Raw genomic sequence first — 16772 nt, forward strand, 5'->3', positions numbered from 1 at the left:
GTGAGCAGTCTACAGGCGCCGGCCGGCCTGGCTCGCGGCGGTTTGTATTGCAGTGTATCTGGCGCGCGACGGATACACAGCGATGCAAAAAGCCACCTGGCTCGATACAGGCGCGATACCTGCGCGGCATTCAATGGCGTCTATCGAGGCAACACAACAGGCCTCGGCAGGTAAACCCATTGAATCGAGGAATCGCCATGAACAGCAAAGCCATCTACGCCGCCTGCCTATTCGCTGCACTGAACATTTGCACACTGTCGGCCCGGGCCGAAAGCAACGTGCAGGCGCAAACCTACGCCTACGGCACCCACCTGGACATCCAGAAAGTGCTGTCCCTCAGCGAAGACACCGAGCCGACCTGCGGCGTGGTCAACGCCCACATGACCTACCTGGATTCGACAGGCCACAAGCAGGTGTTGGACTACCGCAAGTTTTCCGACAACTGCAGCAACCAGAACTGACCTGCTTTTGTGGCGAGGGAGCTTGCTCCCGCTGGGGCGCGAAGCGGCCCCTTTATTTTCCTGACGCACCCAGTTGTCAGGTCGATTTCGGGGGCTGCTGCGCAGCCCAGCGGGAGCAAGCTCCCTCGCCACAGGGTCTATGTCAGCTTTTTATTTTGAGGTGTTGCCATGCTTCTGATCGCTTTTCTCGGCGGGATCCTGACGATCCTCAGCCCCTGCATTCTTCCGGTGGTGCCGTTTCTGTTTGCCCGGGCCGATCGCTCCCGTGGCTCGGTGCTGCTGACCCTTGGCGGCATGGTGCTGACGTTTGCCCTGGTCTCCAGCCTGGCAGTGGTCAGCAGCGAGTGGGTGCTGCGTGCCAGCAGCGTCGGCCGGCAAGTCGCCTTGGTGGTGATGGTGGTGTTTGCCTTGTCGCTGATCTTCAGTCGGGTCGGCACCTGGCTGGCGCGACCGCTGGTCAGCCTGGGCAATCGCCTGGACGCCGGCGCCGGGCGGATGGCCGGGCCTGTGGCTTCAGTGCTGATCGGGGTCGCCACCGGGTTGCTCTGGGCACCGTGCGCCGGACCGATCCTTGGGGTGATCCTGACCGGCGCCATGCTGCAAGGCGCCAGCGCACAAACCAGTCTGCTGCTGCTCGCCTACGGCCTGGGCAGTGCCTTGTCCCTGGGGACGCTGATCCTGGCCGGGCGCGGGCTGGTCGGACGCCTGAAACTCTCGCTGCCGATCACCACCTGGCTGCGCCGGGGAACGGGAGCGGTGGTGTTGCTGGCGGCCGTGGCGATTGGCACCGGGGCGGATGACCGCTTGTTGGCGGCGACTTCCTCCCAACAATCGGTCACCTTGGAAAAAAGCCTGCTGGAGAACGTGCCCAAGGCCATCGACTATGTGGTGAGCAAGGCTGGGGCAAGTTCCATGCCGGCCCTCGAATCCCAGGGCGCCATGCCTGCGCTGGACGGCGCAGTGCAATGGCTGAACTCACCCCCGCTGAGCAGCGAATCACTCAAGGGCAAGGTGGTGCTGGTGGACTTCTGGACCTACGACTGCATCAACTGCCAGCACACCTTGCCCTATGTGAACGGTTGGGCGAAGAAGTATGAAAAGGACGGGCTGGTGGTGATCGGTGTCCACACCCCGGAATACGGCTACGAGAAGATCATCGACAACGTCCGTGAGCAGGTACGCAAACTGGACATCCACTACCCGGTGGCGATCGACAACCAGTATGCGATCTGGCGCGCCTTCAACAATCAGTACTGGCCGGCCCATTACTTCATCGATGCCAAGGGGCAGGTGCGCTACAGCCACTTTGGCGAAGGGCGCTACGGCGAGCAGGAGCAGGTGATCCAGCAGTTGTTGCAGGAGGCGAAGGCAGGCCAGTGATACCTGTGGCGAGGGAGCTTGCTCCCGCTGGGCTGCGCAGCAGCCCCCCCGAAATCGACCTGACAACTGGGTGCGGCAGGAAAATAAAGGGGCCGCTTCGCGCCCCAGCGGGAGCAAGCTCCCTCGCCACAAAAGCTCACATAGCCACATGTCGGTGCAGCGGTGCTGGCCCCTTGCTCATTTGCATAAGGTCAAACTTCTTTTCTTTCAGAAAGTTGGGCGACAAACCTATGCGTATTTCTATGTGGGTCGTGGCGACGTTTCTCCTGGCCGCCGTTTCGCTTGAGGTCCAGGCCAGGGCGCTGACGCAAAACCAGCAGTCGGTGTGCCGCTGGGGTTCGGACATCGCGGCAGGGGCGCAGGCGTCGAAGCTTTCCGGCGTCAGCCTGTACGGCGCGCGCAAGAAGCTGCAAGTGCGCAAGTTTCCCCGGCCCTGGATGCGCATGACCGCCCTGGGCATTACCGAGCAGACCTACAACAGCGCCTCGCGTCTCAAGCCGGCCGCGGTCAAGCAGACCTACTACGAACAATGTGTCCGTCATGAACTGGCGCGACGATAGGCCTTCAGGCCGGGCTGCGGCCTGGCATTTCGATGCCATGCAGGTTTACCCGTCGATACAGGGTCGCCCGGGAAATGCCCAGGGCCCGGGCAGCGGCGGTGGGTTTCCAGCGGTGGCGCACCAAGGCATCGAGCAGTGCCTGGCGTTCCGGGCTGGCGCTCGGCTCCGGCCCGTGATCGGCGGCGTCCGTGTGGTGCATTGACTCGGGCAGGTGGCTGAGTTGGACCACGCTGGCTTCGCACACCGCGCACGCATAGCGCAGCACATGGCGCAACTGGCGCACATTGCCCGGCCAGTGATAACCGAGCAGGCATTCCAGGGCCGCGCCGCTCAGTTGCACTGTTGCCCCGCAGAGCGCCGACTCCTCGGCAAGAATTCGATTGATCAGCGCCAGCCGGTCGCTGCGCTCGCGCAACGGTGGCAGTTGGAAACGTGCGCCACCGAGGCGGAAATACAAATCCTCGCGAAATTCACCAGCGGCCACCAGGGTCTCCAGGTCGCGGTGGGTGGCGCAGATCACCTGGATGTCCACGGCTTTGCGGCGGGATGCGCCCAGTGGCGCCACTTCACCCTCGGCCAATACGCGTAGCAGGCGGGTCTGCAAGGCCAGCGGCATGTCGCCGATTTCATCGAGGAACAAGGTGCCGCCATCGGCCTGTTGCAACAGGCCCTGCATGCCTTTGGCCGAGGCGCCGGTGAAGGCGCCGGCGACGTAGCCGAACAATTCGCTTTCGATCAGGCTTTCGGGAATAGCGGCGCAGTTCAACGCCACGAAAGGGCGATCACGGCGCTGGCTGGCCTGGTGCAACTGCCGGGCGAACACTTCCTTGCCGGAACCGGTTTCGCCCTGGATCAGCACCGGCAGGTTGCGATCCTTGACCCGCACCGCCAGGCGCAGGCTGTCGGCCAGGCGTGGATCGATTTCCAGCGGGGTCACCGCCACCCGCGAACGTGAACTGGCCCGCTGGCGTGGCGCGCTCAAGCGCCCGTGCATGGCGTGATCGAGCGAGCAGAGGCTTTCGTCCCGGGCACGGTGCAGCAACTGCTGGTCGAACACCTGGCCGATGTGTTGCGGCAACTGCCCGTAATGTTGCAGCAGGTACTGGCGGGCGGCCGGGTTCAAGGCTTGCAGGCAACCGTCGTCGTCCCAGGCGAACAGGAAGTCCGGCTGGCTGTCGACGTAGCCGGCGTTGCGATGGGCCCGCAGCACCCAGTAACCCTGGGCGCTGCTCATGAAAAACGCCTGTTCGATCTCCCGGGCGCTCTGCACCACCATTTGCCGGATCAGGTGCTGCGAGCGCCGATCATCCGGCGAGCGCACTGCCGAGACGTCCAGCACTCCGAGCAATTCTCCCTGGGGGTCGAAGACCGGTGCGGCGGAGCAGGTCAGGCCAATGAACGCCGCCCGGAAATGGTCGCGCTTGTGCACCGTCACCGGGGCCTTGGCCGTGAGCACTGCCGCCACGCCGCAGGTGCCTTCCTCGCCCTCCGACCAACAGGTGCCCAGGTACAGCCCGGCCTTGCGGCAGTCATTGCGAATCGTGGTTTCCACCCGATAGTCGATGGTCTGGCCCTGGGCGTCGGTCAACAGCACGCAGTAGTCGGCATCGCGGACCCGACCATGGAGGCGGGCCACTTCTTCGCTGGCGATATTGAGGAACAGCTCGGAGCGTTCACGGCATTGCTTGAGCACGTCCTGGGAGAGGATGCGCGGGCCCTGCAGTGAACCGGGGTCCAGGTGATGTTGCTCCAGGGAGCGACGCCAGGAGTCGAGGATCAGGTCCGGGACGGGCAGTTGTGGCAATTGGTTCGCGTTTTTCACCACGCGGCTGACGCAATCCACGTGCGCCCGGGAGTGAGCGGAAAGCATAGGGGCCTCCGATTCAGCTTCTTATCGTTGTGCGCACATTAAGCGCCGTTCCCCGGGTGCAGACAAGCTCGACGGGTTCTTCGGGTGGTGTGAGACGCCACGTCTCAGGGTCTCGCCGCAACCTCGTGCAGGCTGACATGGAGCGTCTCACCGGGGCTCGGTTCGCTGCATCGAAAATCCCATGGGGGCCGCTCTGGCCCGGGCTTTGAGCAGGTTTTTTTCACAACTGGCACCGCCCTTGCTCTACCTCTGGAGCCCGCTCGACGGGTCATCCAATAATAACAACGAGGTGTCTATGGTTTCCTGCCCAGGCCGTGTGCCTGCTCTCTCCACGGTGGTGTCATGAGTCGCCGGCCATTGACCGTGGGCATCATCGCCAACCCCGCATCGGGCCGTGACGTGCGGCGCCTGACCGCCAATGCCGGGCTGTTTTCCAGCACTGACAAGGTGTCGGTGATCCAGCGCTTGCTGGCCGCTTTCGGCGCCACCGGCGTCGAACAGGTGTTGATGCCCACCGACATGATTGGCATGGCCGCCGCCGTGCTGAAGAACAGCCACAGCCGCCAGGCCCGCAGCAGCCACTGGCCGGCCCTGGAGTTCCTCGACCTGACCTTGCGCCAGACCGTCGAAGACACCCGTCGGGCCGCACGCCTGATGGCCGAGCGCGAGGTGGCGTTGATCGCCGTGCTTGGCGGCGACGGCACCCACAAGGCGGTGGCCGCCGAAGTGGGGGACATCCCATTGCTAACCCTGTCCACCGGCACCAACAACGCCTTTCCCGAACTGCGCGAGGCCACCAGTGCCGGCTTGGCCGGAGGGTTGTACGCCAGTGGTCGAATCCCGGACTCGATCGGCTTGCGCCGCAACAAGCGCTTGTTGGTTTGTGATGCCGGACGTGGCCTGCGCGAAGTCGCCCTGGTGGACGTCGCCGTGTCGCCCCTGCGGTTTGTCGGCGCCCGGGCCATCAGTCGGGCACAGGACCTGGCCGAAGTCTTCGTGACCTTCGCCGAACCGCAATCCATTGGCCTGTCGGCGCTGTGCGGCTTGTGGTTTCCGGTTTCACGCCAGGCCCCGGGTGGCGCCTGGATGCGCCTGGACCCGCAATCCCCCGAAGCGCTGCTGGTGCCGCTCGCGCCGGGGCTGTTGCAGGGCTGTGGCGTGCTCGCCGCCGGCTCCCTGGAACCCGGTGTCGCCCATGGCCTGTCGCTCTCCAGCGGCACTCTGGCCCTGGATGGCGAACGGGAAATCGAATTCAACGCGCAGGACCGGCCCACGGTCACCCTCGATGCCGGCGGTCCACTGAGCATCGACGTCAACGCGGTGCTGGCCTACGCCGCGCAACACCGTTTGCTGGCCATCGGCCGCGAACACCCGCAACACCCTCTGAATCTTCAAGAAGACACCCCAGGAGAATAAAAATGTCGACACCGCTCACCCACGATCAACTGCTGCACGCCTACCAGGTGATGCGCACCATCCGCGCCTTCGAAGAGCGCCTGCACGTGGAGTTCGCTACCGGCGAAATTCCCGGTTTCGTCCACCTCTATGCCGGCGAAGAAGCCTCGGCCGCCGGCGTCATGGCCCACCTGGGCGATGACGATTGCATCGCCTCCAACCACCGTGGTCACGGCCATTGCATCGCCAAGGGCGTGGACGTCTACGGGATGATGGCCGAGATCTACGGCAAGAAAACCGGCGTCTGCCAAGGCAAGGGCGGCTCGATGCACATCGCCGATTTCGAGAAAGGCATGCTCGGCGCCAATGGCATCGTCGGTGCCGGCGCGCCGCTGGTGGTCGGCGCGGCTTTGGCGGCCCGGCTCAAGGGCACCGATAGCGTCGCCGTGGTGTTTTTCGGCGACGGTGGCTCCAACGAGGGCGCGGTGTTCGAAGCCATGAACATGGCCTCGGTGTGGAACCTGCCGTGCCTGTTCATCGCCGAAAACAATGGCTACGCCGAAGCCACCGCCTCCAATTGGTCAGTGGCCTGCGATCACATCGCCGACCGTGCGGCCGGGTTCGGCATGCCCGGAGTGACGGTGGATGGCTTTGACTTCTTTGCCGTGCATGAAGCCGCCGGGGCCGCCGTCGAACGCGCCCGTGCCGGGGAAGGGCCGTCGCTGATCGAGGTCAAGCTGACCCGCTACTACGGCCACTTCGAGGGCGACGCTCAAACCTATCGGGCGCCCGACGAGGTCAAGCATTTTCGCGAGAACCAGGACTGCCTGATGCAGTTCCGCGAGCGCACCACTCGGGCCGGCTTGCTCACCGTCGAGCAGTTGGACCAGATCGACAAGGAGGTGGACATGCTGATTGAAAACGCCGTGTACAAGGCCAAGTCCGATCCCAAGCCCTCCGCGGCGGACCTGCTGACCGACGTCTACGTCAGCTATCCCTGAACGCCCCCCTGAATAACAACAATAGAGAATCCCATCATGGCGAGAAAAATCAGCTATCAGCAGGCAATCAACGAGGCCCTGGCCCAGGAAATGCGCCGCGACTCCAGCGTCTTCATCATGGGTGAGGACGTGGCCGGTGGCGCCGGCGCACCCGGTGAAAACGACGCCTGGGGCGGCGTGCTCGGCGTTACCAAGGGGCTTTACGACCAGTTCCCCGGACGCGTGCTGGACACGCCGCTGTCGGAAATCGGTTACGTCGGCGCGGCGGTCGGGGCCGCCACCTGCGGCGTGCGCCCGGTGTGCGAACTGATGTTCGTCGACTTTGCCGGTTGCTGCCTGGACCAGATCCTCAACCAGGCGGCGAAGTTTCGCTACATGTTCGGCGGCAAGGCCTCCACGCCCCTGGTGATCCGCACCATGGTTGGCGCCGGCCTGCGCGCCGCCGCCCAGCATTCGCAGATGCTCACGTCCTTGTGGACGCACATTCCGGGACTGAAAGTAGTGTGCCCATCGTCGCCTTACGACGCCAAGGGCCTGCTGATCCAGGCGATCCGTGACAACGACCCGGTGATCTTCTGCGAGCACAAATTGCTCTACAGCATGCAGGGCGAGGTGCCGGAAGAGCTCTACACCATCCCCTTTGGCGAGGCCAATTTCCTGCGCGACGGCAAGGACGTGACCCTCGTGTCCTACGGGCGCACCGTCAACACCGCCATGGACGCGGCGCGGAGCCTGGCCGGGCGTGGCATCGACTGCGAAGTCATCGATCTACGCACCACCAGCCCGCTGGACGAGGACAGCATCCTCGAAAGTGTCGAGAAGACCGGGCGCCTGGTGGTGATCGATGAGGCCAACCCACGCTGTTCCATGGCCACCGATATTTCGGCGCTGGTGGCGCAGAAAGCCTTTGGCGCGCTCAAGGCGCCGATTGAAATGGTCACCGCGCCGCACACCCCGGTGCCGTTCTCCGATTCGCTGGAAGACCTGTACATCCCTGACGCGGCGAAGATCGAACAAGCCGTGCTCAACGTGATCGAGTGGAGCAAGCGCTGATGAGCCAGATTCATACCTTGACCATGCCCAAGTGGGGCCTGTCGATGACCGAGGGCCGGGTCGATGCCTGGCTCAAGGAGGAGGGCCAGGTCATCACCAAGGGCGATGAAGTGATGGACGTCGAGACCGACAAGATCTCCAGCAGCGTCGAAGCGCCGTTTTCCGGAGTCCTGCGCCGCCAGATCGCCCGGCAGGACGAAACCCTGGCGGTCGGCGCCTTGCTCGGTATCGTGGTCGACGGCGAAGCCAGCGATGCCGAGATCGACGCGGTCATCGAACAGTTCCAATCGACCTTTGTGCCTGGCGACACGGCCGACGAAGACAGTGGGCCGAAACCGCAGAAAGTCGAATTGGATGGCCGCTTGATCCGCTATTTCGAGCGCGGCGAGGGCGGTACGCCGTTGTTGCTGGTGCATGGTTTCGGCGGCGACTTGAACAACTGGTTGTTCAACCATGAGGCGTTGGCGGCCGGGCGCCGGGTCATTGCGCTGGACCTGCCGGGCCATGGTGAGTCCGGCAAGGTCTTGCAACGGGGCGATCTGGATGAGTTGAGCGGCGTGGTGCTGGCCTTGCTCGATCACCTGGACATCAACGCTGTGCACCTCGTCGGGCATTCCATGGGCGGCGCCGTGTCGCTGAACACGGCACGGCTGGCGCCCCGGCGGGTGCGTTCCCTGACCTTGATCGGCAGCGCCGGGCTGGGTTCGGAGATCAACGGCAGCTACCTGCAAGGTTTTGTCGAAGCGGCCAACCGCAACGCCCTCAAGCCGCAACTGGTGCAACTGTTTTCCAATGCCGAACTGGTCAACCGGCAAATGCTTGACGACATGCTCAAGTACAAGCGCCTGGAGGGAGTGGACGCCGCGTTGCAACAGCTGTCCTCGAGGTTATTCGCCGATGGCCGCCAGCAAACCGACCTGCGCGAAGTGGTACAGGCCGGCCAGGTGCCGACCCTGGTGGTCTGGGGCAGCGACGACGCGATCATTCCAGTGACCCACAGCGAAGGATTGAGCGCACAGGTCGAGGTGCTGCCCGGTCAGGGCCACATGGTGCAGATGGAAGCGGCCGAACAGGTCAACTCGTTGATCCTGGCATTCATTCAGCAGCACTGATCAAGCGGGCGGCGAGGTGATTCGTCGCCCCAACAAAACTTCTGGAGGCAACGTCATGAACGTTTCAATCAAGCCCACCCGCAGCATGCGCGCCGCTGTCTGGCATGGCCGCAACGACATCCGCGTCGAAGACGTGCCACTGCCGGTTTCGCCGCCCGCCGGTTGGGTGCAGATCCGTGTGCAATGGTGCGGAATCTGCGGTTCCGACCTGCATGAATACGTGGCCGGGCCGGTGTTCATCCCGGTGGACGCGCCACACCCGCTGACCGGGATCAAGGGCCAGTGCATCCTCGGTCATGAGTTCTGCGGCGAAATCGTCGAACTGGGCGCCGGTGTCGAAGGCTTCAGTGTCGGTGAACCGGTGGCGGCGGACGCCTGCCAGCACTGCGGCACCTGCTATTACTGCACCCACGGGCTCTACAACATCTGCGAGAACCTGGCCTTCACCGGGCTGATGAACAACGGTGCGTTCGCGGAACTGGTCAACGTGCCAGCCAATCTGCTCTACAAACTGCCCGCCGATTTCCCTGCCGAGGCCGGTGCGCTGATCGAGCCGTTGGCGGTGGGTATGCATGCGGTGAAAAAAGCCGGGAGCCTGCTGGGCCAGAACGTGGTGGTGGTCGGCGCCGGGACCATCGGCCTGTGCACCATCATGTGCGCCAAGGCCGCCGGGGCGGCCCAGGTGATCGCCCTGGAAATGTCCGGCGCCCGCAAGGCCAAGGCCCTGGAAGTCGGGGCCAGTCATGTGATCGATCCGAACGAATGCGACGCCCTGGCCGAAGTCCGCCGCCTGACCGGTGGCCTGGGGGCCGATGTCAGTTTCGAATGCATCGGCAACAAGCACACCGCCAAACTGGCCATCGACTTGATCCGCAAGGCCGGCAAATGTGTGTTGGTGGGCATTTTCGAGGAACCCAGCCAATTCAATTTCTTCGAACTGGTCTCCACCGAAAAACAGGTGCTCGGTGCGCTGGCCTACAATGGTGAATTCGCCGATGTGATTGCCTTCATTGCCGATGGGCGCTTGGACATCTCGCCGCTGGTGACCGGGCGCATCCAGTTGGAGGAGATCGTCGGGCAGGGCTTCGAGGAACTGGTGAACAACAAGGAACACAACGTGAAGATCATCGTGTCTCCTGCACGGATCTGAGAGCGCCCGGGTGGGCGATTTGGCGATGGCCGGCAGCGGCCATCGCATTTTTTCCGGCCTGGGGAGACTTTCAGTCCAGCCGATAGCCTTGCCAGACGGTCCTTTCGTTGAGTTGCAGTTGCTGCTCTTCTTCTTGCCGAAACGTACGGTCGCAATCAAGGAAGAACTCATCAAGCTGCGGTGGTTTGATGGCGGTAGCGCTGAGCATCGAATGCACCTGGCCGCGGTGATGGATCTGATGTTCGAACAGGTGCAACAGCAGCCGGTCGATGCACTCGCGCACGACACCGTCGGCCCGCACCAGGTCGACGCAGCGGGCGAGGTCTGTTTCCCGCAGGGCTTCGCAGAACGCCACCAGCCGCTGGTCGGTTTGGGTTTGGCTTTGCTTCAGTTGGGCAAAGGCCAGGGTTTCAGAAAAGTCCTTTATCTGGCCGTCCCGGTCGCCTTCCAGAGCGGTGAGGTAATAACGGTCCACTTCCAGGATGTGGCACAGCGTGGCTTGGATGGACGGGAAGAACCCCGTGCGCGGCGCCGTGTAGTCTGCCTCGCTCAGCTGCGTGCAGGCGCCGAGCAGTCTGTGGTTGGCCCATCGGTTGTTCAGGGCCTGGGCCAGGAAGTAATTCATGGAAAGCCTCATCGAAACGTTGTGGGAATGAGCTTGCTCGCGAAGAGGGACGGCACATCCAGCATAGCCGGCTCTGGCAGACCGCTACCGCGAGCAAGCCCTCTCCCACAGGCTGGGCTTGCGGGTTAGGCTGGACCTTAAAGCCCCACATCCGGCAACACCGGCCGATTGGCCATGGCCTTGGCCATGATCTGTTCCACGTACAGCCGGTCTTCCTCTGGCAAGGCCAGGCGCGGTGGGCGGGTGAGGGCGCTGCCGCGACCGGCGATGGCTTCGCACAGCTTGATGCATTGCACCAGATCGGCGCGGGCGTCCAGGTGCAGGATCGGCATCAGCCATTCGTAGATCGGCATCGCCTCGGCGAAGCGTCCGGCGCGGGCCAGGCGGAAAATGGTCTCGCCTTCCTGCGGGAACACGTTGGACATGCCCGAGACCCAACCTTCGGCCCCCACGGCAAGGCTTTCCAGCACTACGTCATCGAGGCCTGCGAACAACACAAAACGGTCGCCGACTTCGTTGCGCACGTCGATGAAGCGCCGGGTATCACCGGAGGAATCCTTGAAACACACCACGTTGTCGCAATCGGCCAAGGAAATCAGGATGTCCGGTGTCACGTCATTCTTGTAGATCGGCGGGTTGTTGTAGACCATCAGCGGCACATCGGCGTGGCGGGCCACGTAGCGGAAATGCTCGGCGGTCTCGAAGGGCTTGGAGCCGTAGACCAGCGCCGGCATCAGCATCACCCCGTCGACGCCCACCTTGCGCACCGCGTTGGCGACCTTGGCGGCCTGCACGCTGGTGAACTCGGCCACGCCGCAGATCACCGGCACGCGGCCGCGAGAGGCGTCTACCGCCACTTCAGTCACGGCGATTTTTTCTTCGGCGCTCAAGGAGGTGTTTTCCCCCACCGATCCGCAGACCACCAGGCCGGAAACGCCATCACGGATGACGTTGGAAATCACCTGGTGGGTTTTTTCCAGATTGATGGAAAAGTCATCGTTGAATTGGGTGGTGACGGCAGGGAAGACGCCGCTCCAGTTGATGCGTTTGCTCATGGTTGTCTCCGGTGGTTAAGGGGATTTTTCATATACGCAGGTAAAGTTGAGTCGAGTACATAGCTTTTGTGGCGAGGGAGCTTGCTCCCGCTGGGCTGCGAAGCGGCCCCAATCACTACCTGGCGACTCGGTGTGTCAGGTAGATCCAGAGGGCCGCTGCGCGACCCAGCGGGAGCAAGCTCCCTCGCCACAGGGGATGTGCAAGATTCGAAATTCATGCGCCAGGCCAGGTGTCCGAAAGCCGATAGCCCTGGGGCCACGGATCGGCCGGGTCGAGCAACAGCTGATGGGTCCCGGTGATCCACGCCCGTCCGGCGATGCACGGGTAGATCGCCGGGCGTCCGGCCACGTCGGTCAAAGAGTCGATGCGGCAGTGGAATTCGGAGCCGATGATCGAGCGGCCGATAAAACGCTCGCCGACCTGCATCAAGCCCTTGGCGTGCAGCACCGCCATACGTGCCGAGCAACCGGTGCCGGTGGGAGAACGGTCGATCTTGCCGGGCTGGATCACCACGGCATTGGCGCCGGTGGCGATGCCGTTTTCCTGGACGATGGGCGCGGCGATCTGGCAGAACGAGATGTGCGACCAGTCGGGGTTCAGCGGATGCACGAAGCCCAATTGTTCGTTGGCGGCGCGGGTGATCTTCAAGCCCACGGCCACCAGCTCGGCGGCCTCGTCGGGGCGAATGGCAAAGCCCAGGCGTTGGGCGTCGACGATGACAAAGCTGTCGCCGCCATAAGCGGTGTCCACCTGCAGGGAGCCCAGGCCTTCAACTTCGATCCAGGCATCGAGGCGGTCGGCGAAGGAGGGCACGTTCTTGATCTCGACCCGTTGCACCTTGCCGTCGCGGCAGTCGGCCACGGCTTCGATCAGACCGCCCGGCGCTTCGAGCACCAGGCGGGTCTGGGGTTCGGTCATCGGCAGGATGCCGCTGTCCAGCAGCACGGTGGCGACGCACAGCGAGTTGGAGCCGGACATCGGCGGCGTGTCGGCCGGTTCCATGATGATCCAGGCCATTTGCGCCCGCGGGTCCTTGGCTGGCACCAGCAGGTTGACGTGACGGAACACGCCGCCACGGGGTTCGTTGAGGACAAAGTTGCGCAGGGTCTGGTCCTGGGCGATCCAGCGTGACTGTTCCCACACGGTGGCGCCGGGTGGTGGGGCGACGCCGCCGACGATCACATCGCCGACTTCGCCTTCGGCGTGGCAACTGACTACATGGATGATTTTTGATGAGCGCATGGATCAATCCTTGTGTTGTCTGTTCGGGCCCCTTCGCGAGCAGGCCATCCGCTATTTCACCGACTTGAGAAACGCCGCCGTCTCGGGCTGCATCGGGTTGCCAATCACCTGGTCCGGCGGGCCGATCTCATGGACCCGGCCATTGCAAAAGAACGCCACGCGGTCGGACACGTCCCGGGCGAAGCGGATCTCGTGGGTCACCAGCACCATGGTCATGCCGTCTTCGGCGAGCATGCGCATGGTGTCCAGTACTTCACCCACCAGTTGCGGGTCCAGGGCCGAAGTGGCTTCGTCGAAGAGCATGTAGTCCGGTGACATCGCCAGCGCTCGGGCGATGGCCATGCGTTGTTGCTGGCCGCCGGAAAGCTTGCCTGGGAAGGCCTTGAGCTTGTCCCCCAGGCCCACGTGCTCAAGCTGTTGCACCGCCAGTGCTTCGGCGTCCTGCTTGCTTTTGCCCAACACCTTGCGCGGCGCCAGCATCACGTTTTCCAGCACGGTCAAGTGAGGGAAGGCGTTCCATTGCTGGAACACGATGCCGATCTTCTGCCGCAGGCGATTGAGGTCGGTGGCGCGGTCATGGACCTCGATGCCGTCCACGCGAATGTTGCCTTTCTGGATCGGTTCCAGGCCGTTGATGCACATCAGCAGGGTCGACTTACCGGAGCCGGAACCGCCGATGATCGACACCACTTCGCCCTTGTCCACCGTCAGGCTCACACCCTTGACCACTTCCAGGTCACCGAAGGATTTGTGCACGTTTTCGATCTCAATCATTTTCCTGCCACCTTCTTTCCAGGCGTGCGCCAAGGCGGGCGACCACCAGGCTCATGACGTAGTAAATGAGGCCCGCGATGCACAGCACCAGCAGGGGTTCCTGAATGCGCGTGACGATGGTTTGCGATGCCCGCAGCAATTCAACGATGCCGATCCACATCACCAGCGCGGTGTCCTTCATCACGCCCAGCACCAGGTTCAGCCAGCCGGGAAACGCCACCCGCGTGGCAATCGGCAGGACGATGAAGCGCAGGTCCTGCACATAGCTCAGGCCCAGCGACCGACTGGCTCGACGGGTGCTCGACGGCACCGCCAGCACGCCACCGCGGACGATCTCGGTGAAGTACGCCGCGGCATAGACGCCGAGGACGATGCAACCGACGGCGAAGGCGCTGAGGTTCAGGCCGGCGATGCTCTTGAGCGAGTTGAACAGCACAAACTGGATCAGCAGCGGCACGCTGCGGAACACGTCCAGCAACCAGGCCAACGGCAGGCTGGCCCGTGGCAACAACGCCCGCAACAGACCGAACAGCAACCCGGCCAGGGTGCCCAAAAGGATCGACCAGACGGTCAGTTGCAGCGTGACCCAGGCCCCTTCGAGCAAATACAGCAGGTCGTTAACGCTGAGGCTTGTAGAGAACATGACCCACGCTCCTCAATACCGAAACAGCCGCCAGGACAACAGCCGGGCCAACCCGACGATCAGCTTGGCGATCAGGTAATACAGCACCGCCGCGAGGGCGAAGTATTCGAAGGTGCGGAAGGTCTTGACGTTGTATTCCTGGGTGACACCGGTGAGGTCGTTGTTCAGGCCGACGACCACGCCCAGGGACGTCATCAACACCGCCCAGACCATCTGGTTGGTCAACGGGTAGAACACGATGCGCAACAGTTGCGGGACGATGATCATCCGGTACGCCTGGAAGGCGCTCATCCCCAAGGAGCGGGCGGCGCGCATTTGCGTACCGGGCACGGCCTTGAGACCGCCGCGAAAGTTTTCCGCCAGGTAGCCGGCGTTGTTGAAGGTGATCCCGGCCAGCAAGGCCAGCCAGGAGCTGACGTGCAGCCCGAGGGAGCCGAGGCCGAAGTAGAGGATGTAGATCTGGAACAGCGAGGGCGTGTTGCGGGCGATGGACACCCAGCCATTGCCCACGCCCCGCAGCAAGCGATTCTGGGCCTGGCGCATTACCGTCAGCACCAGGGCGATCAGTACGCCGAAAATCATCGACAGCGCAGCGGTCTCGAACGTCACCCAGGCCCCGGCGAGCATGTCGGGCAGCGCACGCAAGGCCGGGCGCCATTGGAAGCTGTAGTCAAACATGGGGCTGGCTCCCGGTGCGGGTGGGTTGCAGCCACGTCGGCGGCTGGCCGGCGGTGGCGGCGGTACACGCGGCCTCGACGCATTCGGCAAGGGCGGCAAAGTGCACGCCGCGACCGACCAGGCCGGGTGCGTAGTGGGCGTATTTACCGGAGTTGGTCATCAGCGTGGTGGCGTGGGGCGGGATCACCGGCTCACCCAACATGCACCAACAGGTGTCGGTCACCAGCACCGCGCCGAAGGCCTCGATGGCGGTCAGATACCCGGCTTTACGGGCCTGCTCCAGCACCGCCCGACCGCAGGTGATCGCCAGCACCACATACGGATGCTTGACCCGACCGGCGCACAAGGTCGCGAGGGTGGCGAATTCACTGAGGGAGAAATGCGGATTGCCCAGGGACACTACGTCCACCCAGTTGTCCCGGGCGCTGTTGAGCTCACGCCAACTGGCAAGCAGGCCTGCGGCATCGACGCTTTCCTGCGCCAAGGTGACGTCGCGCTGCAGGACATCGGCCGGATCGAGGGCTTCGGGCGTCACCCCGGCGATGTGGAACAGCGGCGCAGCGCTGGTTGTGGCGAACGCGGCGCCAAAGGCCTTGAGGTCGTCCAGGGTGGGCGCGGCGTGTTCCAGGCCACGTATCAACGGAATGCGCCGGCCTGCCAGGCCGCCGATGTGATAGCCCAGCAGCGGATAGAAACTGTCATCGACGTGACCCAGCGCCGGCACGTCGACGATCAGCCGGGCCTTGCGCGGGTCGTCGAGATGGCAGCCGGTAAACGGCGCTCGCCCGCACAGGGCAATGCAGATATCGAGAAAGTCCGGGTACTTCTGCGTACGCGCGCCCAGCACGCTGTTGGCGTAGACCACGGCGTTGGATTCAGCCCAGACGATTTGTTCGCCGGCCTTTGGCGCGGTGTCCAGCAGGTAGGGGGCGCAGGTGAAACTCAGTTGCGCGCCCATCGCCATGTAGGCATCGCCCAAGGCACTGGCCGGCTCGCCCAAGGCCGGATCGACACCCAGTTCCCGCCAGCGCCGCTGGTCCACGGAGATGGAGTTGAGCGTGGTGGGGACGCGAACCTTTGCCCCCCACTGCACCAGTTGCTCGGCAAAGCGCAGGCTGGCTGGACCTGTGTAGATGCAGCCGTCGATGTGGGCCTGGGTGACGTCCAGCAGTTGCGTGGCGCCCTGGATCTCGGCCATGCGCAGCACGATCTGCATCGCCACTTGGGCAGCCTTGCCGTGGGTGCCGTCGAGCAACGCCCGGTCCTGTTCGTTCAGCTCCAGGGTTGAGAAAGTGGACGGCTGCGGCGCTGCGTCGGAACCTTGCCAACCGTCGTTTGGGGGCCGGCCAGACAGTGTCAGGACGTCGCCTTCCAGGCGCACGAAACCCTGGCCGCGCAGCCCATTGAAGGCCTCATGCCCCACGCACAGCACCGGCAGCGAGCGTTGGAAAATCACCTGCGCCACCAGCACGCCCAGGGTCAGGATTTCATCGGCTTCGGCGAGCACCAGGGCCGCGGGTGCGTGGCCGTTGCTGATCAGCTCCATCAAGACGCTGCTGCCGGTGCAGGAGCCGCGTCCGCTGGGGATCGCCAGCACGCGCCCCGCCAGGCGCTGACCACTCAAGGGATGGTGGCGATCGATGACTTCGCCGCTGGCCGGATCGACCCCGCCCCAGAAACTCAGCCCCACCTCGGCGAACAGCAGGGCGCCCTGGGCGGCACCCTCCACCAGGCTGCGGCCTTTCACACGGACAGGCGTGCTTGGCATGCGC

Annotated in this window: 16 protein-coding genes; 8 read left to right on the forward strand and 8 right to left on the reverse strand. The window is 63.9% G+C overall.

Annotated features, from left to right (window positions below; translation table 11 throughout):
- The first annotated feature begins 197 nt into the window (after positions 1–197).
- From TK06_RS03265 to TK06_RS03275, 3 genes are all read left to right on the forward strand, one after another.
- Complete coding sequence (locus TK06_RS03265; protein WP_063320796.1) at positions 198–461, forward strand: DUF2790 domain-containing protein; 264 nt, start codon at positions 198–200, stop codon at positions 459–461.
- Positions 462–629: 168 nt separating this feature from the next.
- A complete protein-coding gene (locus TK06_RS03270) occupies positions 630–1841 on the forward strand; it encodes a cytochrome c biogenesis protein DipZ (RefSeq protein WP_063320797.1) in 1212 nt (403 codons plus the stop codon).
- 230 nt (positions 1842–2071) lie between these two features.
- The gene (locus TK06_RS03275) at positions 2072–2401 is read left to right on the forward strand and encodes a hypothetical protein (protein WP_063320798.1); all 330 of its coding nucleotides are present in this window, start codon (positions 2072–2074) and stop codon (positions 2399–2401) included.
- Between the two features lie 4 nt (positions 2402–2405).
- Here TK06_RS03275 and TK06_RS03280 read toward each other — a convergent pair whose 3' ends face one another.
- Positions 2406–4271: a sigma-54-dependent Fis family transcriptional regulator gene (locus TK06_RS03280; RefSeq protein ID WP_063320799.1), complete on the reverse strand. Its 1866-nt coding sequence runs from the start codon at positions 4269–4271 to the stop codon at positions 2406–2408.
- A gap of 342 nt (positions 4272–4613) precedes the next feature.
- Between TK06_RS03280 and TK06_RS03285 the strand changes: the two genes are divergently transcribed.
- The 5 genes from TK06_RS03285 (at position 4614) to TK06_RS03305 (ending at position 9982) form a co-directional block, all read left to right on the forward strand.
- Positions 4614–5687, forward strand: coding sequence for an ATP-NAD kinase family protein (locus TK06_RS03285; RefSeq protein WP_063320800.1), 1074 nt, complete (start codon positions 4614–4616; stop codon positions 5685–5687).
- Between the two features lie 2 nt (positions 5688–5689).
- Positions 5690–6667 carry a thiamine pyrophosphate-dependent dehydrogenase E1 component subunit alpha gene (locus tag TK06_RS03290; RefSeq protein ID WP_063320801.1) on the forward strand — a complete coding sequence of 326 codons (978 nt, stop codon included), beginning with the start codon at positions 5690–5692 and terminating at the stop codon, positions 6665–6667.
- Between the two features lie 36 nt (positions 6668–6703).
- A complete protein-coding gene (locus TK06_RS03295) occupies positions 6704–7720 on the forward strand; it encodes an alpha-ketoacid dehydrogenase subunit beta (protein WP_014339122.1) in 1017 nt (338 codons plus the stop codon).
- A complete protein-coding gene (locus TK06_RS03300) occupies positions 7720–8832 on the forward strand; it encodes an acetoin dehydrogenase dihydrolipoyllysine-residue acetyltransferase subunit (protein WP_063320802.1) in 1113 nt (370 codons plus the stop codon). Before TK06_RS03295 ends, TK06_RS03300 begins: the two co-directional genes overlap by 1 nt.
- A gap of 85 nt (positions 8833–8917) precedes the next feature.
- Positions 8918–9982 carry a 2,3-butanediol dehydrogenase gene (locus tag TK06_RS03305; protein WP_238992646.1) on the forward strand — a complete coding sequence of 355 codons (1065 nt, stop codon included), beginning with the start codon at positions 8918–8920 and terminating at the stop codon, positions 9980–9982.
- A 70-nt stretch (positions 9983–10052) separates the two neighbouring features.
- On the opposite strand, the gene TK06_RS03310 is transcribed toward TK06_RS03305, so the two are convergent.
- From TK06_RS03310 to TK06_RS03340, 7 genes are all read right to left on the reverse strand, one after another.
- Entirely contained in the window at positions 10053–10607 is a 555-nt protein-coding gene (locus TK06_RS03310) for a DinB family protein (protein WP_063320804.1), read from the reverse strand.
- Positions 10608–10744: 137 nt separating this feature from the next.
- Positions 10745–11662 carry a dihydrodipicolinate synthase family protein gene (locus TK06_RS03315; protein WP_063320805.1) on the reverse strand — a complete coding sequence of 306 codons (918 nt, stop codon included), beginning with the start codon at positions 11660–11662 and terminating at the stop codon, positions 10745–10747.
- 214 nt (positions 11663–11876) lie between these two features.
- A complete protein-coding gene (locus tag TK06_RS03320; protein WP_063320806.1) occupies positions 11877–12905 on the reverse strand; it encodes a trans-3-hydroxy-L-proline dehydratase in 1029 nt (342 codons plus the stop codon).
- A gap of 51 nt (positions 12906–12956) precedes the next feature.
- Positions 12957–13679, reverse strand: a complete 723-nt coding sequence (locus TK06_RS03325) for an amino acid ABC transporter ATP-binding protein (RefSeq protein WP_063320807.1) — start codon at positions 13677–13679, stop codon at positions 12957–12959.
- Positions 13672–14322: an amino acid ABC transporter permease gene (locus TK06_RS03330; RefSeq protein ID WP_063320808.1), complete on the reverse strand. Its 651-nt coding sequence runs from the start codon at positions 14320–14322 to the stop codon at positions 13672–13674. Before TK06_RS03330 ends, TK06_RS03325 begins: the two co-directional genes overlap by 8 nt.
- A 12-nt stretch (positions 14323–14334) precedes the next feature.
- On the reverse strand, positions 14335–15000 hold the full coding sequence (locus TK06_RS03335; protein WP_063320809.1) for an amino acid ABC transporter permease: 666 nt from the start codon (positions 14998–15000) through the stop codon (positions 14335–14337).
- Positions 14993–16768, reverse strand: a complete 1776-nt coding sequence (locus TK06_RS03340; RefSeq protein ID WP_063320810.1) for an aconitase X — start codon at positions 16766–16768, stop codon at positions 14993–14995. Before TK06_RS03340 ends, TK06_RS03335 begins: the two co-directional genes overlap by 8 nt.
- Positions 16769–16772 lie beyond the last annotated feature (4 nt).

The sequence above is a fragment of the Pseudomonas fluorescens genome (genome assembly GCF_001623525.1).
Lineage (GTDB): Bacteria > Pseudomonadota > Gammaproteobacteria > Pseudomonadales > Pseudomonadaceae > Aquipseudomonas > Aquipseudomonas fluorescens_Q.

Coding starts and splice junctions, on each gene's coding strand:
- TK06_RS03325 (WP_063320807.1), bottom strand. CDS start 13,679: ATGATTGAGATCGAAAACGTGCACAAATCCTTCGGTGACCTGGAAGTG.
- TK06_RS03295 (WP_014339122.1), top strand. CDS start 6,704: ATGGCGAGAAAAATCAGCTATCAGCAGGCAATCAACGAGGCCCTGGCC.
- TK06_RS03265 (WP_063320796.1), top strand. CDS start 198: ATGAACAGCAAAGCCATCTACGCCGCCTGCCTATTCGCTGCACTGAAC.
- TK06_RS03305 (WP_238992646.1), top strand. CDS start 8,918: ATGCGCGCCGCTGTCTGGCATGGCCGCAACGACATCCGCGTCGAAGAC.
- TK06_RS03290 (WP_063320801.1), top strand. CDS start 5,690: ATGTCGACACCGCTCACCCACGATCAACTGCTGCACGCCTACCAGGTG.
- TK06_RS03340 (WP_063320810.1), bottom strand. CDS start 16,768: ATGCCAAGCACGCCTGTCCGTGTGAAAGGCCGCAGCCTGGTGGAGGGT.
- TK06_RS03280 (WP_063320799.1), bottom strand. CDS start 4,271: ATGCTTTCCGCTCACTCCCGGGCGCACGTGGATTGCGTCAGCCGCGTG.
- TK06_RS03275 (WP_063320798.1), top strand. CDS start 2,072: ATGCGTATTTCTATGTGGGTCGTGGCGACGTTTCTCCTGGCCGCCGTT.
- TK06_RS03320 (WP_063320806.1), bottom strand. CDS start 12,905: ATGCGCTCATCAAAAATCATCCATGTAGTCAGTTGCCACGCCGAAGGC.
- TK06_RS03270 (WP_063320797.1), top strand. CDS start 630: ATGCTTCTGATCGCTTTTCTCGGCGGGATCCTGACGATCCTCAGCCCC.
- TK06_RS03315 (WP_063320805.1), bottom strand. CDS start 11,662: ATGAGCAAACGCATCAACTGGAGCGGCGTCTTCCCTGCCGTCACCACC.
- TK06_RS03285 (WP_063320800.1), top strand. CDS start 4,614: ATGAGTCGCCGGCCATTGACCGTGGGCATCATCGCCAACCCCGCATCG.
- TK06_RS03330 (WP_063320808.1), bottom strand. CDS start 14,322: ATGTTCTCTACAAGCCTCAGCGTTAACGACCTGCTGTATTTGCTCGAA.
- TK06_RS03300 (WP_063320802.1), top strand. CDS start 7,720: ATGAGCCAGATTCATACCTTGACCATGCCCAAGTGGGGCCTGTCGATG.
- TK06_RS03335 (WP_063320809.1), bottom strand. CDS start 15,000: ATGTTTGACTACAGCTTCCAATGGCGCCCGGCCTTGCGTGCGCTGCCC.
- TK06_RS03310 (WP_063320804.1), bottom strand. CDS start 10,607: ATGAATTACTTCCTGGCCCAGGCCCTGAACAACCGATGGGCCAACCAC.